This is a genomic window from Pigmentiphaga soli (assembly GCF_039541095.1).
In the GTDB taxonomy this organism is placed as follows: domain Bacteria; phylum Pseudomonadota; class Gammaproteobacteria; order Burkholderiales; family Burkholderiaceae_B; genus Pigmentiphaga; species Pigmentiphaga soli.
On sequence record NZ_BAABFO010000001.1, the window covers coordinates 445,303 to 464,713 of the forward strand.

18 protein-coding genes are annotated in these 19,411 nt (G+C 67.9%); 12 read left to right on the plus strand and 6 right to left on the minus strand.

Annotated elements, in window-relative coordinates; translation table 11 throughout:
- Positions 1–12: 12 nt before the first annotated feature.
- A complete protein-coding gene (locus ABD927_RS02160) occupies positions 13–1,179 on the minus strand; it encodes a mandelate racemase/muconate lactonizing enzyme family protein (protein WP_345245834.1) in 1,167 nt (388 codons plus the stop codon).
- Positions 1,180–1,284: 105 nt separating this feature from the next.
- On the opposite strand from ABD927_RS02160, the gene ABD927_RS02165 reads away from it, so the two are divergent.
- Together ABD927_RS02165 and ABD927_RS02170 are read left to right on the plus strand one after the other, a co-directional pair.
- The gene (locus tag ABD927_RS02165; protein ID WP_345245836.1) at positions 1,285–2,163 is read left to right on the plus strand and encodes a LysR family transcriptional regulator; all 879 of its coding nucleotides are present in this window, start codon (positions 1,285–1,287) and stop codon (positions 2,161–2,163) included.
- Positions 2,164–2,419: 256 nt separating this feature from the next.
- On the plus strand, positions 2,420–3,814 hold the full coding sequence (locus ABD927_RS02170) for an MmgE/PrpD family protein (RefSeq protein WP_345245838.1): 1,395 nt from the start codon (positions 2,420–2,422) through the stop codon (positions 3,812–3,814).
- Between the two features lie 31 nt (positions 3,815–3,845).
- Here the strand turns inward: ABD927_RS02170 and ABD927_RS02175 are convergent, their stop codons facing one another.
- Positions 3,846–4,802 (minus strand): LysR family transcriptional regulator, encoded by a 957-nt coding sequence (locus ABD927_RS02175; protein WP_345245840.1) that lies wholly within the window; start codon positions 4,800–4,802, stop codon positions 3,846–3,848.
- 235 nt (positions 4,803–5,037) lie between these two features.
- Between ABD927_RS02175 and ABD927_RS02180 the strand changes: the two genes are divergently transcribed.
- From ABD927_RS02180 to ABD927_RS02195, 4 genes are all read left to right on the plus strand, one after another.
- Positions 5,038–6,045 (plus strand): Bug family tripartite tricarboxylate transporter substrate binding protein, encoded by a 1,008-nt coding sequence (locus ABD927_RS02180; RefSeq protein ID WP_345245842.1) that lies wholly within the window; start codon positions 5,038–5,040, stop codon positions 6,043–6,045.
- Complete coding sequence (locus ABD927_RS02185; RefSeq protein ID WP_345245844.1) at positions 6,042–7,250, plus strand: alpha-hydroxy acid oxidase; 1,209 nt, start codon at positions 6,042–6,044, stop codon at positions 7,248–7,250. Before ABD927_RS02180 ends, ABD927_RS02185 begins: the two co-directional genes overlap by 4 nt.
- Before the next feature lie 364 nt (positions 7,251–7,614).
- Positions 7,615–8,016 (plus strand): hypothetical protein, encoded by a 402-nt coding sequence (locus ABD927_RS02190; RefSeq protein ID WP_345245846.1) that lies wholly within the window; start codon positions 7,615–7,617, stop codon positions 8,014–8,016.
- Between the two features lie 16 nt (positions 8,017–8,032).
- The gene (locus ABD927_RS02195) at positions 8,033–8,497 is read left to right on the plus strand and encodes a YaiI/YqxD family protein (protein ID WP_345245931.1); all 465 of its coding nucleotides are present in this window, start codon (positions 8,033–8,035) and stop codon (positions 8,495–8,497) included.
- A gap of 11 nt (positions 8,498–8,508) precedes the next feature.
- Here ABD927_RS02195 and ABD927_RS02200 read toward each other — a convergent pair whose 3' ends face one another.
- Positions 8,509–9,459, minus strand: coding sequence for a LysR substrate-binding domain-containing protein (locus tag ABD927_RS02200; protein ID WP_345245848.1), 951 nt, complete (start codon positions 9,457–9,459; stop codon positions 8,509–8,511).
- A gap of 104 nt (positions 9,460–9,563) precedes the next feature.
- On the opposite strand from ABD927_RS02200, the gene ABD927_RS02205 reads away from it, so the two are divergent.
- From ABD927_RS02205 to ABD927_RS02215, 3 genes are all read left to right on the plus strand, one after another.
- On the plus strand, positions 9,564–10,721 hold the full coding sequence (locus ABD927_RS02205) for a mandelate racemase/muconate lactonizing enzyme family protein (RefSeq protein WP_345245850.1): 1,158 nt from the start codon (positions 9,564–9,566) through the stop codon (positions 10,719–10,721).
- Positions 10,722–10,739: 18 nt separating this feature from the next.
- Complete coding sequence (locus ABD927_RS02210; protein ID WP_345245852.1) at positions 10,740–11,396, plus strand: RraA family protein; 657 nt, start codon at positions 10,740–10,742, stop codon at positions 11,394–11,396.
- A gap of 70 nt (positions 11,397–11,466) precedes the next feature.
- Positions 11,467–12,426, plus strand: a complete 960-nt coding sequence (locus ABD927_RS02215) for a Bug family tripartite tricarboxylate transporter substrate binding protein (protein WP_345245854.1) — start codon at positions 11,467–11,469, stop codon at positions 12,424–12,426.
- Between the two features lie 21 nt (positions 12,427–12,447).
- On the opposite strand, the gene ABD927_RS02220 is transcribed toward ABD927_RS02215, so the two are convergent.
- From ABD927_RS02220 to ABD927_RS02230, 3 genes are read right to left on the minus strand one after another with little or no spacing between them, the layout of a single operon-like run.
- Positions 12,448–13,218, minus strand: coding sequence for a hypothetical protein (locus tag ABD927_RS02220; RefSeq protein ID WP_345245855.1), 771 nt, complete (start codon positions 13,216–13,218; stop codon positions 12,448–12,450).
- A 50-nt stretch (positions 13,219–13,268) separates the two neighbouring features.
- A complete protein-coding gene (locus tag ABD927_RS02225; protein ID WP_345245857.1) occupies positions 13,269–14,129 on the minus strand; it encodes a class I SAM-dependent methyltransferase in 861 nt (286 codons plus the stop codon).
- A 17-nt stretch (positions 14,130–14,146) separates the two neighbouring features.
- On the minus strand, positions 14,147–15,052 hold the full coding sequence (locus ABD927_RS02230) for a LysR family transcriptional regulator (protein ID WP_345245859.1): 906 nt from the start codon (positions 15,050–15,052) through the stop codon (positions 14,147–14,149).
- Positions 15,053–15,230: 178 nt separating this feature from the next.
- Here ABD927_RS02230 and ABD927_RS02235 point away from each other — a divergent pair, with 178 nt between their 5' ends.
- From ABD927_RS02235 to ABD927_RS02245, 3 genes are all read left to right on the plus strand, one after another.
- A complete protein-coding gene (locus ABD927_RS02235) occupies positions 15,231–15,749 on the plus strand; it encodes a sigma-70 family RNA polymerase sigma factor (RefSeq protein ID WP_345245861.1) in 519 nt (172 codons plus the stop codon).
- 5 nt (positions 15,750–15,754) lie between these two features.
- On the plus strand, positions 15,755–16,750 hold the full coding sequence (locus tag ABD927_RS02240; protein ID WP_345245863.1) for a FecR family protein: 996 nt from the start codon (positions 15,755–15,757) through the stop codon (positions 16,748–16,750).
- A 95-nt stretch (positions 16,751–16,845) separates the two neighbouring features.
- Entirely contained in the window at positions 16,846–19,401 is a 2,556-nt protein-coding gene (locus tag ABD927_RS02245) for a TonB-dependent siderophore receptor (protein WP_345245865.1), read from the plus strand.
- Positions 19,402–19,411: the final 10 nt, after the last annotated feature.

Genomic DNA, 19,411 nt, shown 5'->3' on the forward strand with positions numbered 1-19,411 from the left:
CGTGGTCGCCGCCTACGACGCCAGCTTGCGCATTTGTTCGTACAGGTCGGCCTTACCCTCGAAACCGATGCCCGGCAGATCCGGCATCGTCACGTAGCCGTCCTCCACCTTGACGCCGTCCGGGAAGCCGCCGAAGGGCTGGAACAGGTCGGGGTAGGATTCATTGCCGCCCAGCCCCAGCCCGGCCGCGATGTTCAAGGACATCTGGTGCCCGCCGTGCGGAATGCAGCGGCTGGCCGACCAGCCGTGCTGCCTGAGCATGTCCAGCGTGCGCAGATACTCGACCAGCCCATAACTGAGCGCGCAGTCGAACTGCAGCCAGTCGCGATCCGGCCGCATGCCGCCGTAGCGGACCAGGTTGCGCGCGTCCTGCATCGAGAACAGGTTTTCGCCGGTGGCCATCGGGCCGGGATAATAGCTGCGCAGCACGGCCTGCAATTCGAAGTCGAGCGGATCGCCGGCCTCCTCGTACCAGAACAGCGGGTACTGCGACAGCGCCTTGGCATAGGCGATCGCGGTGTCCATGTCGAAGCGCCCGTTGGCGTCCACGCACAGACGCTGGCCGTTGCCCAGGATGCCCAGCACCGACTCGATGCGGCGCAGGTCGTCGGCCAGCGGCGCGCCGCCGATCTTCATCTTGACCACCGAATAGCCGCGGTCCAGGTAGCCGCGCATCTCGTCCTGCAGCTTGGCGAGATCCTTGCCCGGGTAGTAGTAGCCGCCGGCCGCGTAGACGAACACCTTGCGGTCCGGCGTGCCGTTGCCGTAGCGGTCGGCCAGCAGCTGGAACAGCGGCACGCCGGCGATCTTGGCCACCGCGTCCCATACCGCCATGTCCATCGTGCCGATCGCCACCGAACGCTCGCCGTGGCCGCCGGGCTTCTCGTTGGTGAACAGGCAGTTCCAGATCTTGTGCGGGTCGAGATTGGCGCCGGCCTCGTCCACCAGCGACGCGGGGTCGGCCTCCAGCACGCGCGGGATGAAACGCTCGCGCATCAGCGCGCCCTGGCCGTAGCGGCCGTTGGAGTTGAAGCCATAGCCGATCACACGCTTGCCGTCGCGCACCACGTCGGTCACCACGGCCACCAGGCTCAGCGTCATCTTGCTGAAGTCTATGTAGGCGTTGCGGATGGGAGAGCTGATCGGGAGGGTGGCTTCGCGGATTTCCAGGATTTTCATAAGTCGGGTCGAGGCATGCGTTGCGGATCGGACTGCAGAATACCGGCGGACGCGCGGCTGTGATTCAATCGGATTGAATTGAAAATTAACCAGAAGGAAACAACGGTGACCTCGCAGCTGGAGTTCTTCGTGGTCCTGGCCAACCATGGCAGCCTCGCCGCCACGGCCCGCGCGCTCGACATGACCCCGCCCGCGGTCACCAAGCGGCTGGCGCAGCTGGAGGCCCGGCTGGGCGTGCGGCTGGTCAACCGCAGCACCCGCCGGCTCAGCCTCACTCACGAAGGCGAGCTGCTGCGCGACCAATCAGCGCGGATCCTGGCCGACATCCGCAACATGGAAACCATGATCTCGGAGCAGAAAGGGCAGGTGCGCGGGCTGCTGCGGATCAACGCCACATTGGGATTCGGGCGGCAGCGCATCGCATTGCTGGCCTCGCAGTTCGCGCGCCAGCACCCCGACATCGAACTCGACCTGCACGTGAGCGACCGGCCGCTCGACTTGATCGAGCAGCATTTCGACCTGGGCGTGCGGTTCGGGGTCCTGCCCGATCGCCGGCTGGTCGCGCGCCGGCTGATGCGCAACCGCCGCTTCCTGTGCGCGTCGCCCGCCTATCTGAAGCGGCACGGCCGGCCGCGGACGCCCGCCGACCTGCTGGCGCACCGCTGCATCATCCACAACCAGAACGACGAGCCCCACGGCGTGTGGCGCTTCCATCGCGGGGCGAACAGCGAAGTGGTCAAGGTGCGCGGTGCCTTGAGCAGCAACGATGGCGATATTGCCCGCGGGTGGGTGCTGGACGGGCACGGGATCATGATCCGGTCGGAGTGGGACGTGAACCGGTACCTGGATGCGGGGCGGCTGGAACTGGTGCTGCCGGAGTACCAGCTGGAGCCGGCGGATCTGTTCGTTTATTTCCCGAGCCGGGCGAACCTGCCGGCGCGGGTCAGGCTGTTCGTGGATTTCCTGGCTGCGCAGTTCCGGTAGCCCGAGTCCTCAGTATTCATTTTTGTTATCTTGTTATCGATTAATAGTATTATTGGTGCATGAGGCGATTGTTGAATAATCGCTTGCTCGGAAGGCTCAAAACATTGTCCACGGGGATGCAATGATTCCGAGCCTTGGGTTGATGCTGAGTCAATATACCTAAAGGGGACAGCAGCATGGGCAAGCGCCTTTCTTCATTCCGCTATCCGCGGCCCGGGGCCGCCGTCGGAATGCGTGGCCGGTATCCGGATAGCCAATGAACGCCACAATACCTGCCGCCGAAGCGGCAGCCAATTCCACCATTGTCTTGGGCGCCTGGATCGCCGGCCTGCGCTACGAAGACATTCCGACTGCCGCGCGCGAACACGCCAAGCTGTGCCTGCTGGACAGCGTAGGCTGCGGATTGTTCGGGGCGACGCTGCCCTGGGGCGCCATCAGCGCCGACACGGCCGTGGAACTGGCGCCGGGCGGCGGCGCCAGCCTTTGGGGCAGCGGCCGCCGCGCCGGACCGGGCGCCACGGCCATGGCCAATGGCACGGCGGTGCACGGTTTCGAACTGGATGACATTCACGTTCAGTCGGTGTTTCATCCCGGCGCGACGGTGATCCCGGCCGTGCTGGCAGTGGCCGAAAGCCGCGGAGGCATGTCGGGCAGGCAGGTGCTGACCGCCATCGTGGCGGGCTATGAGGCGGGTATCCGGATCGGCATCGCGGCGGGCGTGGGCCAGGCGCTGCGCGGTTTCCATCAAACGGGTACCGTCGGCGCGGCGGCGGCGGCCGCTGGCGTGGCGCGGCTGCTGGACCTGGATGCCGACGCGGCCACGCACGCCCTGGGCATTGGCGCGACGCAGGCCGCCGGCCTTTACTGCGCGCGCATGGGAGCCATGGCCAAGCGTTTTCACGCCGGCCACGCCGCCGAAGCCGGCGTCACCGCCGGCCTGCTGGCCTCGCGCGGATTCACGGGCAGCACGGAGGTACTGGAAGCGCCTGTCGGCGGCTTCCTGAGCGCGCTCGGCGAAAACGCCACGCCGTCCGAAATCGCCCACGAGCTGGGCCAACGCTGGGAAACCGCCAAGGTGGGCTTCAAGGCTCATGCTTCCTGCGCCAGCGCCCACACCATCGTCGACGGGGTCGACGACCTCATGCGCCAGGGGCTGACGGCCGACAACCTGCAGCATATGCGCATCAGCCTGAGCAGGATATCCGTCAACAACGTCGGCTGGACCTACAAGCCTGCCGACGTGGTGGCCGCGCAGATGAACGGCTTTTACACGGCGGCGGTCAAGCTGCTGGATGGCCGGGCTTTCGTCGAGCAGTATCTGGAAAACCGCCTGACGGACCCGCGCATTCTTGCCTTGATCAAGCGCATCGCCATCGAACACGATCCCGAACTGGACAAGGGCGGCCCGGCCATGCGCCACGCCTCGCGCGTCGAGGCCACGCTGGTCGACGGCACCACGCTGCGCACCTACAACGAACAGCGGCGCGGCAGCTACACCCGGCCACTGACCCGCGAGGAAGTGGCGGAGAAGTTCCGCCATACGGCCAAGACCGCGCTGGGCCGTGAGCAGGTCGAAGAACTCGAAAGGCTGTTGCTGACCATCGACGAGCTGCCCACGCTGGATCGCGTCAGCGCATTGCTGCTGGGCTGATGGCCGAACAACGCCAACAAGAGCAATAGACCTATTTCCGGCGGACGCGCCGTCCCCCCCGGCCGGGCCGCGCCGAGGCGGCCGACGGCAGCAGGAGCTCGGGCGGATTCCTGGCCCAGTCCTTCAGGAAATCCAGCAGATGGCGCACGCGCACCGGGATGTTCTTGCGGTGCGAATAGATGATGCTGATGTCCATGGGCGGCGGTGTGCAGTCGGGCAACACCACTTCCAGCAGCCCCGCGTTGATGTCGTCGGAAACGGTGAAGTACGGGTGCATCGAAATGCCGACGTGCATCAGTGCCGCCTGCCTCAAGGCATCGCCGATGGTCGAGCGGATCGGGCTTCTGACGTGCACTTCCTCCGGATACTCGCCCAGGAAACGCCAGATCCCGGTGGGGCTCTTGAGCGGGTGCACCAGGCAGCTGTGGCGGGCCAGGTCCTGGATGGTGCGGGGCCTGCCGTGGCGCGCCAGATAGGTCGGCGTGGCCACCAGCACCTGCGGAATGGTCAGCAGCGGGCATGCGATGTAGCTGGCATCGTCCAGGGCTGCGGCGATTCGCACGGACAGGTCCAGGCCGTCCGCCACCAGGTCCGAGCGTCCGTCGTCAAGCAGTACCGTGACGTCGATGTCGGGGTACCGCCGGTTGAAGTCGGTGATGACGTCCATCAGGTAGTGCACGCCGAATACCAGCGGCGTGCCGATGGAGACCGAACCGTTGAGGGACGAAATCGATTCCCGCACCTCCGCCTCCATCTGGCCGTAGCGATCCAACATATCGTCGGCCGCGTCCAGCACGCGGCGGCCCGCCTCGGTCAGCGCGAGCTGGGTCGTGGTCCGGTTGAGCAGCTTGGCGCCGATGGATTCCTCGAGCCATGCGACGTGCTTCGATACGGTCGCCTTGGAGATCGACAGGTTGCGGGCTGCCTTGACGAAGCTCTCCACCCGGACCACTTCGGAAAATATGCGCAGGCATCGCAGACGATCCATGTGCACCGGCCAGATCGGCGAAAAGTGGGGGGCCATGATAGACACAGCCGTTTCAGGCCGCAAGCCGAATCGGTTCGCGATTCGGAAACAGCCCGTTTCGCTATCTCTGCGCGACGTGGATTGGCCGCCTACCTAGAATGGGCCCACCTCGAACCATTCACGGCAGCCGTGCCGGAAGAGGCGCGAGCGATCCAATTACTAGGCGGCTCGAAGCGCCGACGAGACAGGAGTCAACATGAAGGATGAAAACGATGCCCGGATGCAGCCGGGCCGCCGCGCGTTCACCGCGCTGGCCCTGGCCGCCGCGGCCGGCGTTGCCGCTTCCGGCAAGGCTGCGGCAGAGGGCTCCGCATCGAACTACCCGTCCAAGCCGATCCGGCTGATAGCCCCGTTCGCCCCAGGCGGGACGGTCGATATCGTGTCGCGCATGGTCGGCGCGGCCTTGTCCAGGCGGCTCAATCAGCCCGTGGTGGTGGAGAACCGCGGCGGCGCGGGCACCATCATCGGCACCGAGGCAGCGGTGCGGGCGGCCCCTGACGGCTATACCCTGTACGTAGGCGTGAGCACCCTGACCACCAACCCGGGCCTGTACGGACATCTGCCCTACGATGCGGAAAAAGATCTCGCGCCGATCAGCCTGATCGCGCGCATGCCCGTGGTCCCCTTCGCCAACCCTGCCTTTCCGGCCAAAGACGTGGGCCAGTTGATCCAGTATGCCAAGGCCCATCCCGACGAAGTGAATTTCGGTTCGCCCGGATACGGAACGATGTCCGGCATGACCGCCGAACTTCTCAAGAAGCGCACCGGTACCAGGATGACGCACATCCAGTACAAGGGCGGCGCGCAGTCGATGAGCGATACCCTGGCCGGACACATCGCCATGACCTGGGGCACCGTCGCGCAAGGAGTCGAACAGCACAAGGCCGGCCAATTGCGGGCGCTGGGCGTGTCGTCCCAGCGCCGCCATCCGCTGCTGCCCGACGTGGCCACCTTCCAGGAGCAGGGCATCGACATCGTCACCACCGACTGGTACGGCCTGTTCGCGCCGGCGGGCATTCCCGCCGGGATCCGCGACATGCTGAACGCCAGCATCAAGGCCATCCTGGCCGAGCCGCATTTCGGCGATCCTGCGCCGGCCTTCGAGTTCGTCAGCTCCACGCCCGACGAGCTCGGCGCACTCGTCAAGAGCGAGACGGACCGCTGGACCCCGCTCATCAGGACGCTGGGGATCAAGCCGGAATGACCCGCCTGCAGCACCTCCTCAACCTGGAGGCATTCGAGAGGCCGGCGCGGGCAAAGCTGCCGCGATGCATTTTCGAATTCATCCAGCGAGGTTCCGAGGACGAAACCTCGGCCAGGGAAAACCGGGCCGCGTTCGAACGCGTGCCTTTCATCCCACTGGTTCTGGTGGATACCTCCGGGCGCACCGCCAGTGCGCCGCTGCTTGGGCAGACGTGGGCGGCGCCGTTCGGGATCGCGCCGATGGGCGCCATGTCGCTGGCCGCCCGCGACGCCGACCGGGCCATGGCGCGGGCCGCCCGCAAGGCCAATATTCCGTTCGTCCTCAGCGGCGCCGCGCTGACTTCGCTGGAGGCCGTCATCAGGGAGTACGACCAGGCCTGGTTCCAAGCCTACCTGACGGCCGAACCCGACCGCGACGGAAAACTGCTGGCCCGCGTCGAAGCCGCCGGCTATCGCACGCTGGTCGTCACGGCCGACGTTCCGGTCACCTCCAACCGGGAGGCCGATATCCGCAACGGCTATACCTCGCCGCTGCGGCCTTCGGTGCGGCTCGGCATGGACGGCCTGCGTCACCCGCGCTGGCTGTTCGGCACGCTATTGAGGACGCTGCTGGATGCGGGCATGCCGCATTTCGAGAACTTCGGCACCGACAGGGTTCCGATGCTGGCCCGACGGGGGCGCCGGATCCACCGGCGCGATCGTCTCGGCTGGGAGGCCCTGGCCGAAGTGCGCCGGCGCTGGCCCCATCGCCTGATCCTCAAGGGCGTGCTCGCGGCGCAGGATGTGGCGCGAGCCAAGGCCATCGGCGTCGATGCGGTCGTCGTCTCCAATCACGGCGGGCGGCAGCTGGACGGCGCCATCGCGCCCATCAGGGCATTGGCGGCGCTGCAGGGCCGCGCGGGAGGGATGCCGCTGCTGATGGACTCGGGCATCAGGCGGGGCACCGATGTCATCAAGGCGCTGGCATTGGGCGCCAGCCATGTTCTCGTGGGCCGGCCGTTCCTGTATGCCGCCGTCGTTGGCGGAGAGGCCGGCGTCGCCCACGCGATCTCGCTGCTGAAGGCCGAGATCGAGCGCAACATGGCCCTGTTGGGCTGCCGGACCCTGGCGGACGTTTCTGCGCGGATGGTGCAGGCGGGCGGGGTGGCCGCCATCGGCGTCGAGGAAATCCGGACCGGGATGAACATCGCGCGGCAGGCGGGCTGATTGCCGGATACTACCTGGGGGCCGCGCCTTGGGGGACCTCGGGTTTTTCCATCACGGTCAAGGGGCCGTCCGCCACGCCGGCATAGGCGAACGAAGGCACCGGATGCGAATGCCAGCCGGGTCGCGGCGCCCGGGGCCAGTCCGATGACCATGGCCGTGCCCCGGGCCTGCCCGGCCGGATAGACGATCTGCTGGCCGTTCCAGGCCGTGGTGGCCTTGGTCGGCACGCGCGCCGTAACGCCCGCCGTGGCGTCCGCCGCCCGATCCGCGGGAAAACGGCGCAAGGCCGCCTTTGCGCGCGCAAACGCCCCCATAATGCGCTCTGGGGCAACATGCGGCGGGGCAGGCCCGCGCCAACGACACCGTGATATCTCGCGCCAAGTCCGCCAGGCTTGCCGGCCGGCCGCCGTGGCACCAATACCTGCTGCTGGCCGCCTGCGTCGCTGCGCCGCTGATCGGCGGGATCGCGCTCGCCTGGAGCGACGCCCGCCGTATCGAACGCGAAACCGCCGCGCACGCCGCCGCCACGGTGGCGGAACGACTGGGCATCCGCGAGAATCCGGACCTTCCCGCCTTCGACCCGGCAAGCGCCGTGCTGGTCCACGAGGCCACGCTGGCCGGGCTCGGCTACTGGGCCGTGACGCGGCGCCATTCGGACCGCGCCCAGTTCATCCAGGGGTATCTGTTCGCCCGCCCCATGGCCGCCTCGCCGTTCGCCGGCTGGTATGCCGCGAACGGCGAGCGGATGTCTTTCCCGGAACATTGAAGTGAGCCCGCCCGCCATGCATATATGGGTCGACGCAGACGCCTGCCCCGTCGTGATCAAGGAGATCCTGTACCGGGCGGCGCACCGATGGCAGCGTTCCCTGACGCTGGTGGCCAACCATATGCTGCGCACGCCGCCCTCGTCGCTGATCCGCGCCGTGCAGGTGCCGCGCGGCTTCGACGTGGCCGACGACTACATCGCCCAGCACGTATCCGCCGGCGACCTGGTGATTACCGGCGATATTCCGCTGGCGGCCCAGGTGCTCGACAGGCATGCGCTGGTGCTGAACCCGCGCGGCGAGCGCTATACCGCGGATACGATACGCGAGCGTTTGTCGCTGCGGGACATGATGGAAGAATTGCGCAGCGCCGGCGTCGACACCGGCGGCCCCGCCGCATTGAGCCAGGCCGACCGGCGCGCGTTCGCCAATGCGCTGGATCGATTGATGCTGGCCGGGGCGCGCGGGCATCCGCCGCGCTAGCAGCAGACCGCTTACAATCCAGCCGGATCGAACAACGCCTGTCTGAGCCGCTTCACGATAGGCAATGCCTGGTTCTCGCGCCGGCAAACCAGCGAGACTCGATTGCGTTCCAACGTCAATTCCGGCCCCTTGAGCCGCGCAAGCGTGCCCAGCTTTGCGTAATACTTCACCGCGTCGTCAGGTGCCACGGTCAGCAGCCTGGTGGCGCCGACCAGCCGCAGGCTGGTGTGCAGCGACCAGCTTTCGACCGCCGGAACCGGAGCCGGAATGCCATGGCGGACGAACAGGCGGGTGAAGGCTTCGTAAGTGCGAGAACCGGTCCGGGGGACCACCCAGCGCCAGCGGGCGATTTCCGCGACGGAAACAGACTGAATCTTCGTCAGCGGATGATCGACGGCGGCCGCCACCTGCATCCTTCCGTATTGCAGCGGATCGATCACCAGTTGATCGATCCGGACCATTCCGGTAAGTACTTCGTCCATCCAGCCGATGACGCAGTCGATCTTGCCCTCGCAAAGTTCGGACAGCAGCTCCCGCGCCGGTTTTTCCACGATGACGATCCTGCCGAGCAGGTCCGCCGATTCCAGCCGCGCGAGCGCCCGCGGCAGGATGCCGACGCCCGCGACCGGGATACAGCCGAGCCGCAGAACGGGCTCGATGGCTGCCGACCGTGCGGCATCGATGGCGCTACGGACGGATGCCAGCGCGATCGTCAGCCTTTCCAGCGCCAGCACGCCGGCCGTGGTGAGCCGGCCCCCGCGGGCACTTCGCTCGACCAGCACGGTATCGAACACGGCCTCGAGTTCTCGCAGCAACATCGTTACCGCCGGCTGGCTGATACCCAGTTCGCGTGCCGCGCTGCCGAGCGAGCCGGTGCGGCGGATCACCTCGAGCAGGTGCAAATGCCTGAGCCGCAACCGGTCGATCCGGTAGGCGTGAGAGGGTATGTCGGCATCAGGCATAAGTGAGGGTTATCAATTGACAAAAACTTGATAATTCTCGGTTAACTCCATCGGCTGCACAATGGGCGCGCCCGCCGGGGGCTGCCCTTTTTTCTCCGATGCCGATGTTTGCGCTGCCCGACTTCCCCTACCCAAAGCCAGCCGAATTGCGGATCCGGGTCATCGAACCCTATGCCCTCGACATGCCGTTGGCCAAGTCGGTCCAGACGCCGATGGGAACGATCGGCAGCGTCGTCAACCTGCTGGTGCGCGTGGAGGACGAAGACGGCGTCGAGGGCTGGGGAGAGATCTGGTGCAATTTCCCGCGCTTTTCCATGCCGTACCGGGCGCGCCTGCTGCGCGAGGTCGTGGCGCCGCTGCTGTTGCGCCAGGCGTTCCGTTCTCCGCTGGAGGCTTGGCGGATGCTGACCGCGAAGACGCGCATCCTCCGGTTGCAGTCCGGCGAGCCCGGCCCGCTGGCCGCGGTCATCGCCGGCGTCGACATCGCCTTGTGGGACATCGCCGGTCGCAAGGCCGGGTTGCCGTTGTGGAGAATGTTCGGCGGCCTTGGCGGCGCCGTGTCCGTCTACGCGAGCATCGGCCGGTCGGAAGACGTGCCGCGCCGCGTCGAGGATTGCCTGCGGCGCGGGTTCCGCGCTTTCAAGATCCGGTCCGCCGGCGATATCGCCGAGCATCTTGCGGCCGCCATGCCCGTGCGCAGGCAGATCGGCGACGCCTGCGAGTTGATGCTCGATCTCAATTCTTCATGGAACGTGGACGCGGCGGTCGAAGCCGTCGGCCGGCTGGAAGCGGTCCACCTGGCCTGGCTCGAAGAGCCGATCCCGGCCGATGCGCCGGCGCATGACTGGCAACGGCTGGCGGCCGCCGCGCCCATGGACCTGGCGGGCGGCGAGAACCTGATCGGCGCGGGCATGTTCCAGGCCGCGCTGGCGGACGGCGCGTTGGGCGTGATCCAGCCCGATCCCACCAAGTGGGGCGGCTTGTCGGGCACGTTGCCGGTTGCGTTGGCTGCAGTGGGAGCGGGGCGCCGCCTGTGTCCGCACATGTTCAATGGGGCACCCGGCGTGTTGGCCTGTGCCCATCTGCTGGCCGCGTGCAATACGCCGCACGGCATTCTGGAATATGGCGTCGGCCACAACGGACCGCGGGAGCCTGCCATCCGGGAGGCCGTGCGCGATGGTTCGTTTCTGCTGGGCGACGCGCCGGGACTGGGATTGTCCATGGACGGCGAAGCCATGAGGGCGCTTCGCGTACCGCTTTGACGACGAATGGAGACGACGATGGAAGACAAGATCAGCACGGAATCGCGGTTGGCCGGCCACCCGACCTCGGCCATATCCGATGCGCTCGACGAGCTCGGCCTGCCGGGCGCGTTGTCGGGCCTGAGCGCCCAGCGCGAAGGCATTGGCCGGGTGTGCGGCCGGGCATTGCCCGTGAAGTTCCGGCGCATGGCGGACGATCCCGGCGCCTACCGCTTCGGCGGCGGCGTCGGCAAGCCTTTGGAAATGGTGCTGAAGACCATGAAAGGCGGGGACGTGGTGGTCATGGACCTGGACGGCACGCGAACCGCTTCGGCCTGGGGCGGGCTCGCTTCGCGCCTGGCGCAGCGGCGCGGCGTGCGGGCCACGATCATGTGGGGTACGTGCCGCGACCTCGAGGAAATCCGCGCCATCGGCTATCCGGTGTGGGCCGTCGGCGTCTGCCCGCGCCGCAGCCGCAATGAATTCACCTTCGGATCGATCAACGAGCCGATCTCGATCAATGGCGTATCGATACGGCCGCGGGACTATATCGTCGCCGACGAGAGCGGCGTCGTATGCGTTCCGCGCGACAGGGCCGAAGAAGTGCTGGCCCTGCTGCAGAAGATCGAGGCCCAGGAAAGATTGCTGGAACAGCAGGTAAGAGAAGACGCCGTCAGTTCATGGGACGAAGTCTGAACCCGAAAAGCCGAAAAGCCGAAAAATGCGGAGACAAGACATGGAACACAAGCCTGGGCAGGCGGCTGCCTTGCTGGTCTGCGCGGCGCTGGCGCTCGGCGCGGCCGGCATGGCGCAAGCGCAGGAACCCTGGCCGAGCCGGCCGATACACGTCGTGGTGCCGGCGCCGGCGGGAGGGCAGCTGGATCTGGCCATGCGCGCATTCGCCGACAAGCTGAGCGCTGCCCTGGGACAGCCGCTGGTGATCGAATCGAAGCCGGGCGCGGATGGCCATATCGGGGTCGACTACGTTCATGCCAGTCAGCCCGACGGCTATACCTGGCTGCTTGGCAGCGTGCCCTTCACGGCCCAGCCCGCGTTGTATCCGAAGACGCTGAAATGGCACCCTACGCGCGACTTCCAGGCCGTCAGCGTCTATGGCACGACCAAATTCTTCTATGTGGTCCCGTACGATCTGCCGGTGGATTCGCTGCAGGCGTTCATCGACTACGCGCATGCCCACGAAGGGACGATTTCCTACCCGGCGGCCGTGCGGGGATCCGTGGTGCACCTGAGCACGGAAATCTTCAACCAGGCCACCCATGCCGGGATGCAGATGATTCCGTATGCGGGCCAGCCGCCCGCGATCACGGATCTGGTGGGCGGGCGGTTGCACATCATGGCGCTCAGCAAGCCGCTGGCCGAACCGTTGATCATGAAGCGCAGGATCAAGGCGCTGGCCGTCATGGACACGGTGCGCGACGGCGAGCTTCCGAACGTGCCTACGGTGCTCGAGGCGGGATTCCCGCAACTGGCGCTGAAGAGCTGGTACGGCCTGTTCGTTCCCGCGCGAACACCGCGGGCGGTCGTCGACAGGGTCAATGCGGAAATGAACCGGCTGATGAAGGATCCGGACGTCGTCCGGCGCCTGTCCGTCATCAACGTGGATCCGGCCGCGCCGATGGATGCCGGACGATCTCAGGCATTCGTGCAGTCGGAAGTCGATCGTTGGGGCGGCGTGATCAGGGATGCGCGCGTGCAGATCGAGTGACGGGCCGCGCAAGCCTGCGCATCAGGATCGATCGCCGTCGTTTTCCGCCGCGTGAGTCTCTGCCATCTGCGCGCCGCCGGCACCGGCGCCCACGCCAGCGCCCATCCCCAATCCCATTCCTGCGCCCATTCCGGCGCCCATTCCGCCTCCCGCCTTGCCGCCACCACCGCCGCCGCCACCGCCACCGCCGGCTCCGGCGCGGCCTCCCGCTCTTCCTCCGGACCCGCCGGGCCGGGCCGGACCCTGGGCGGGAATCTGCACTTCCGGCGGCACCGGATCCAGATCCAGCACGTCGCGGATGAAATTCCTCAGCGAGACCACCAGTTCGGCCGTGTCTACCAGTCGTCCATGGGCAAGGTCCATTGCCGCCCGCGCGGCCAGGCGCACCTGTTCCTCGGTGCCCAGCAGGATGATGTCGGACAATGCCGCCTCGACGGCATCGCGGATGCGCCGCCGGCGATCGGAGGCCGGGATGGGCGCGTCGGAAGAAGCGGCCTGCGCCTCTTCGGGAAGACCGGTGGCTGTGGCGGCATCGGCGGCCGGCCTGCGGCGCAGGTCGCGCAGGTGGGAAGGGTCGACCACGAGGTTGCCGGTGAACGATCCGCCCAGCGTCTTGTACGCGGCGATCAAGGTCCGCAATCGTTCGTTGATCTGGCGGTTTTCGCGCTGGGTGCGCTGCTGTACCCGCTGCATGACCAATAGCCGGATGCCCACGCCGATCAGCGTGATGACCGCCAGGCCGAAAAGCGTGGAAAGCAGTGCCTGCCACGAACTGAAATCCAGACTGCGCATGAAGAGGCTCCTAGCCGGGTGCCATGGTATGGAAAAAAACGGCGCGGCGGTCAGGTATCGGCCACCACCAGTTCCTCGCCATTGTCCGGCGGGCGCAGGCCATCGGACCGGTCCGCGAAGTAGCGGCTGGCCAGGTCGGCGGCCGGAACGTGGCGCGCCGTCTTGAAGCCGGCCTCGCGCGCCATGGCCAGCATGTCTGCCGGAACGAAGAAACTCAGGAACGGCGTTCCGCTCGCCCGCGCGCCTTTTTCCGCCATTTCTAGTCCGGGCCGCACCTCTGGGCCCGCCATGTCGATGGGAAGCAGGAAGGTCATGGCAAGCGTCGAGCCGGGGGCGAGGCCGGCAACCTGCCGCAGCGTGGCCGCGTTGGCCTCGCGCGTCAGGTACATGCTGACGCCGGTGGAGGTCACGACGGCCGGCTTGCCGTTGTCGAAGCCGGCGGCGATCAGCGCGTCCAGCCAGTTTTCCCCCGCTTCGAAATCCACCGGCACGAAGCGCAGCCAGTCGGGAACGCCGAAGCCCAGTTCGACCAGCCGCCGGCGTTTCCATGCCTGGGGCCCGGGGCGGTCGATCTCGAACACCTTGAGGCGGCCGGCGACGTCTGGCCGGCGCTGCGCGAAACTGTCGAGGCCGGCGCCGAGGATGACGTACTGGCCGACCCCGCGATCGCATTGTTCGATCACCAGGTCTTCGATGAAGCGGGCCCGGGCCACGATGGAGGCGCGGAAGGGCCGCGTGAACTGCGGGTCCATGTCGCTGCGCTGGCGCCAGTCCGCGGCCGGCGCCAGCAGTTCGAGCCCGACGGTGTCCTCCAGCACGGGCGGCGGGGCGTCGGCTTCCACGTGCAGGGCGCGCCACAGGGCGACCCGCGCCGCGGTGCTGTCGGGCGCCGCGTCTTGTTCGTCGTTCATCGTTTTCATCCTGTCGTTCATGCCGAAACGTCGGCCAGCCTTCCCACCAGCGCTTCCAGGAAACTCATCGTGGCGATCGGCAGGACACGCCCCGCCCGCGTGGCCAGCACCAGCTGGCTGTGCCCGAATGCCCGGTCGGTCAGCGGGATCGAGACCAGTTCGCCGCGCCGCGCTTCCCTCAGCGTCCCGATCTGGAACTGGAAGCTGATCGCCCCCGTCTGCAAGGTGAATTCCTTCAAGGTCTGCACCGTGCTGGCCTCCAGGGACACCTTCAAGCCGATCCTCGACTGCGCCGTCACGGCATCGATCAGCCGCCGGCTGCCGAACGAATGATCTCCCAGCGCCACCGGATAGGCCTCGCAATCGGCCAGCCGCAGCGTTTCGCGGCCGGCCAGCGGGTGGTCCGGCCGCAGCATCGCGCACAGCGGCTGCGGAATCGCGCTCAGCACGCGCAGCGTTTCGCTCGGCTGCGGGTCGTGGACCATGACCAGTTCCACGTCGTCCTGTTCCAGCGCAGCCACCAATTGCGCCGTCACCCCGGACAATAGCTGGAGTTGCACGCCTGGGTGTGTCTGCTGGTATCTGGCGATTACGCCCGGCATCAGATCCGCCGCCACCGATTCGGCACAGCCCACGCGCACGGTGCCGCGTACCAGGCCGCGCAACTGCTCGATCTGCGAGCCGGCGGACCGCAGGTCGGCCATCGAGCGCCGGATGGCGCCGACCAGCAGTTCGCCGGCCGAGGTCAACCGCACGCCGCGCGGCAGGCGCTCGAACAGTGGCGTCCCGACTTCCTCTTCGATCTCGAGGATCTTGCGGTTGAGCGCCGTGGAGGCGACGTGCAGCTTTTCCGCGGCCTTGCGGATCGAGCCTGCGCGGGCGACCGCGTCGAGGTAGACGAACGAGCGGGGAGGGTGAAGCATGAGGCGGTGTCTCCGTACGCGCGTGGCGGCCGGCGCGAGCCCGGACTGCCCGGCCCGCCGCACGCCGCCGCTCAATGATACGCAGTGCCGGACCGCGGCGCCGCAGGGCTCGCCCTCCCGGACGACGTATATATAATAAGAAGCATTCTTATTATCAAAACCATTTCTGCGGGATGTCATGGCTCTGGGGCGGGAATACGAGTCCAGGCAGGCGGTAGGCCTGCTGTACGGCGAACATCATGGGTGGTTGCAAGGCTGGCTGCACCGGCGGCTGGGTTGCCGGGCCGACGTGGCCGATCTTTCGCATGACGTGTTCGAACGTGTCCTCGTGTCGCCCCATGCCGCGCAGCTGGCGGAACCTCGGGCCTTCCTGACCACGCTGGCCAAGCGGGTGCTGTTCACGTTCTGGCGCCGGCGCGACCTGGAGAACGCCTATCTGGATGCGCTGGCCCGCCTGCCAGAGGCGGCCTCGCCCTCGGCCGAAGACCTGGCGCTGGCCCAGGAGGCGATCGCCGAGCTGGACCGCATGCTGGATGGCCTGCCGGCCGCGGTCAAGCGGGTCTTCCTGTTGAACCGCCTCGATGGTCTAACGCATGTACAGATCGCGCGCGAGACAGGCGTGTCGGTGGCCACGGTGGAGCGCTACATGAAGCAGGCATTGCTGCACTGCTGGTGCCTGCGGCGCGATCCGGAGTGACGACCATGGCCTTCGACCCCATGGCGTATTCCGGGCTGCCCGGCCCGCTGGCCGAAGCGGCCGTCGATTGGATGGTGCGGCTGGAATCGGGCAGCGCGACGGCGCAGGAGCGCGCGGCATTCGAGGCCTGGCTGGCGGCGGACGGGGCGCACCGCGCCGCCTGGGAACGGCTGCAGGATGCGCTCGGCCCGGCGGCATCCAGACTGCGCGCGCTGGACCGCCGCGCGCGGGGCCAGGCGGCGGCCGCGCGCGAAGCCCTGGTGGCTTGTCCGCCGTTGTCGGCGCAGCGGCGCAAGCTGCTGGGCGGCGCCGCCGCGGTCCTGGGACTGGGCGCGGGCGCCTGTGCGGTGGACCGCTGGGTGCCGCTGGCCGACCTGCTGGCCGATGCCCGCAGCAATACCGGACAGCGCAAGACGGTGGACCTGGAAGACGGCAGCCGGCTGACGCTGGATGCGCGTTCGGCGGCGGACGTCCGCTTCGATGCGCGAGCCCGGTCGGTCCGGCTGCTGGATGGCGCGCTGGCGATCGAGGCGGCAGCCGATTCGCGCCCGCTGGAGGTCCGCGCCGGATCGCTGCGGGCCTTTGCGCGCGCCGGTCGCTTCATGATCCGGCAGGCGGCGGACGGGCGGACCCTGGTGGCGGCATTGCGGCAAGACGTGCGCGTGCAGGCCGGCGCCGCCGGCCATGCGACGCTGCCGGCGGGCCAGGCGCTGTGGCTGGCCGATGGCGCCCTGCGGCCGGCGCCGGCGCCGGCCGAGGCGCATGCCGCCTGGCTGGAAGGGCTGGTGGACGTGCGCGACGGCACGCTGGGCGACGTGATCGAAGCATTGCGTCCTTATCGCCACGGGCTGTTGCAGATTGCGCAAGACGCGGCGCGGCTGCCGGTGTTCGGCGTGTTCTCGCTGGATGATGGCGACCGCGCGCTGCGGACGCTGGCGGACACCTTGCCGGTGACGGTGCGGCGTTTCGGGCCATGGCTGACGCGGATCGCCTTGGCGTAAGCCCGGCGGCGATTTTTTTGCGGATCGTGAGGGGTTCGGGCCGGTTCGTTCGACATGGATGGAAAGCATCCACCGAACGCATCCGGGAGTTCCGCATGTCGCTGTTTCCGCTCCGCCCGCTGGCCGCCGCCGTCGCGCTGTCCCTGTCGCCTGGCCTGTTCGCGGCCGAGCCGCCGGGCGCGCCGGCATCCGCAGCCGTCCAGGCCTATGCCATTCCCGCCGGCCCGCTGGGCGATACCTTGAGCCGCATCGCGCGCGAGGGACGGCGCAACATCGCGGCGGATCCCGCCTTGCTGCGAGGCCGCGTCGCGCCGGCCGTGCAGGGGCGCTACAGCCCGGAAGAAGCCGCGCGGCGCGCGCTCGACGGCAGCGGACTGGAGCTGGTGGTGACGCCGGGCGGCGAGCTGTCCGTGCGGCAGGCGGCCGCGCCCGTATCGACGGCGCCCCCGGCCGCCGAGCTGGCGCCGGTGGCCGTGGCCGGGGCGGCGATGCCGGGGCCGTACGTGGCGGACCTCCCCAGTTCGGTCGCCGCCAAGGTGGACCTGCCGCCGCGGCTCACGCCGTTCACCGTCAACCAGGTAACGGAGGAGGTGATCCGGGAACGCGGCGATACTTCCATCTTCGAGTCGTTCGAGCGCTTTGCCGGCGTGACCACGGCCAGCGACAACGGCGACATCGGCCAGGGCATGTCGCGCAGCATCAGCGTGCGCGGCTTCAGCGTCAGCGGCGCGGGCCAGCTGCTGATCAACGGCCAGCGCAGCTACGGCAGCGCATCGGCGGCGCGCGGCAGCGACAGCCTGGAGGCGATCGAATTGCTGCGCGGGCCCGCGGCGCTGTACTACGGCGCCGCCGAGCCGGGCGGCATCATCAACTACAGCTACAAGCGGCCCAGGGCCGAGGCCCAATACGTGGTGCTGGGCCGCACCGACAGCAAGGGCTCCTACGGCGGCATGGTCGACATGGCCGGCCCGCTCGACAAGGAGGGCGTCTGGCGCTATCGCGCGGTGGGCAGCTACCAGCACACCAGGGACGACCAGGAGCACGTCTGGTCCGAGCCCAAGAGCGCGCTGGCCGCGCTGAGCTTCGTGCCCAACGCCCGCTTCGACACCACGCTGACCTACGAGCGGCTGAAGATCGACTCGGTGCCCGAGCAGGAGAACAACATGCGCATCACGCGCGCCGGCAGTCCGTACTACGGGCAGTTCTATCCGGTGCCGCGCGATTTCTTCTGGGGCAGCCTGAACGACCGCGCCTCGCGCGATACCGATACGCTGCTGTGGGACATGAGCTGGCGGCCGTCGGAAGCGTTTCGCGTCAAGGCCAACTTCAACTACCAGCATTACACGCAGTGGTGGCAGAACACGCGCGTCAACAGCGCCGGCAACGGGCCCGACGCCGCGGGCAATGTGTCGCGCTACGTGAGCGGCCGGCAGTCCGACGGCAACAGCTATTCGGGCGGGCTGGACTTCAGCGGCACCGTGCCGACCGGGCCGCTGCGCCACGACTGGCTGGTCGGCGTGGGCTTCGGCCACACGGAAAGCCGCAGCAGCGGCCGCGCGGTGGCGGCCGAGACGCGCCCTGGCCAGCCCTACGACGTGGGCCCGCTGAACATCTTCGATCCCGACTATCGCGATTGGCCGTACCGCGACCGCATCTGGGCCGACCCGCTGGGCCTGCCCACGCAGCGCGACGATCGCAACCTCTATTTCCAGGACCTGGTGCATCTGCCGGACGGGCGCACGCGGCTGATGATGGCGATGGGATGGTCGCAGATCTACAGCCGGCCGGGCGGCGGCGAGGCCAGCAAGGTCGACAAGTGGTCGCCGCGCGTGGCGGTGATGCGCGACGTGACGGCCACCGGCACGGTGTACGCCAGCTACGGCGAATCGTTCTCGCCGAACGCGCTGAACCTGCTCGACATGAGCGGCAACTACATCACCACGCCGCAGGAGGGGCGGCAGTTCGAGGTGGGCTACAAGCAGGATCTGTTCGGCGGCCGCGCGATGCTCACCACGGCGCTGTTCCGCATCGACAAGAAGAACATGCCGATGCCGGCGCAGGAGGATGGGCAGTGCGACGAACTGGCCGCGCCGGCGCCGGGCACGCCCGGTTCGTACGACGGCAGCGGCGATTGCCGCGTGTCGATCAATGGCCTGCAGCGCTCGCAGGGCATCGAGCTGGAACTGACCGGCGCGCTGACGGACTGGTGGAGCGCTCAGCTGGCCTACGCCTATCTCGATACCGAATACGTGCGCACCGACGACCCGTGGGCCGCAGGCCGCAGCATGGCCTTCATGCCGCGCCACAGCCTGTCGCTGTGGAACAAGTTCAGGCTGCATCAAAGCGACGCCTATGGGCGCTTCGACATGGGGCTGGGGCTGCGCGCGTGGAGCAAGTCGCACAACGCATGGCGCAGTGCCGCGGCCCACATGCGCGGCACCGATACCGACTGGAATCCCGGTTACGGCATCGTCGACCTGGCTTTCTTCTGGGAGAAGCGCCTGGCGGGCGGCAAGAACCTGAAGCTGTCGATGAACATCAACAACCTGTTCGACAAGACGTATTACGACCGCAACCGCTTCGCGGCCGGCAACACCATCGTCTGGGGCAACGAGCGGCGCGTGCTGTTCGCGGCGCGGCTGGCGTTCTGACGCGATGAAC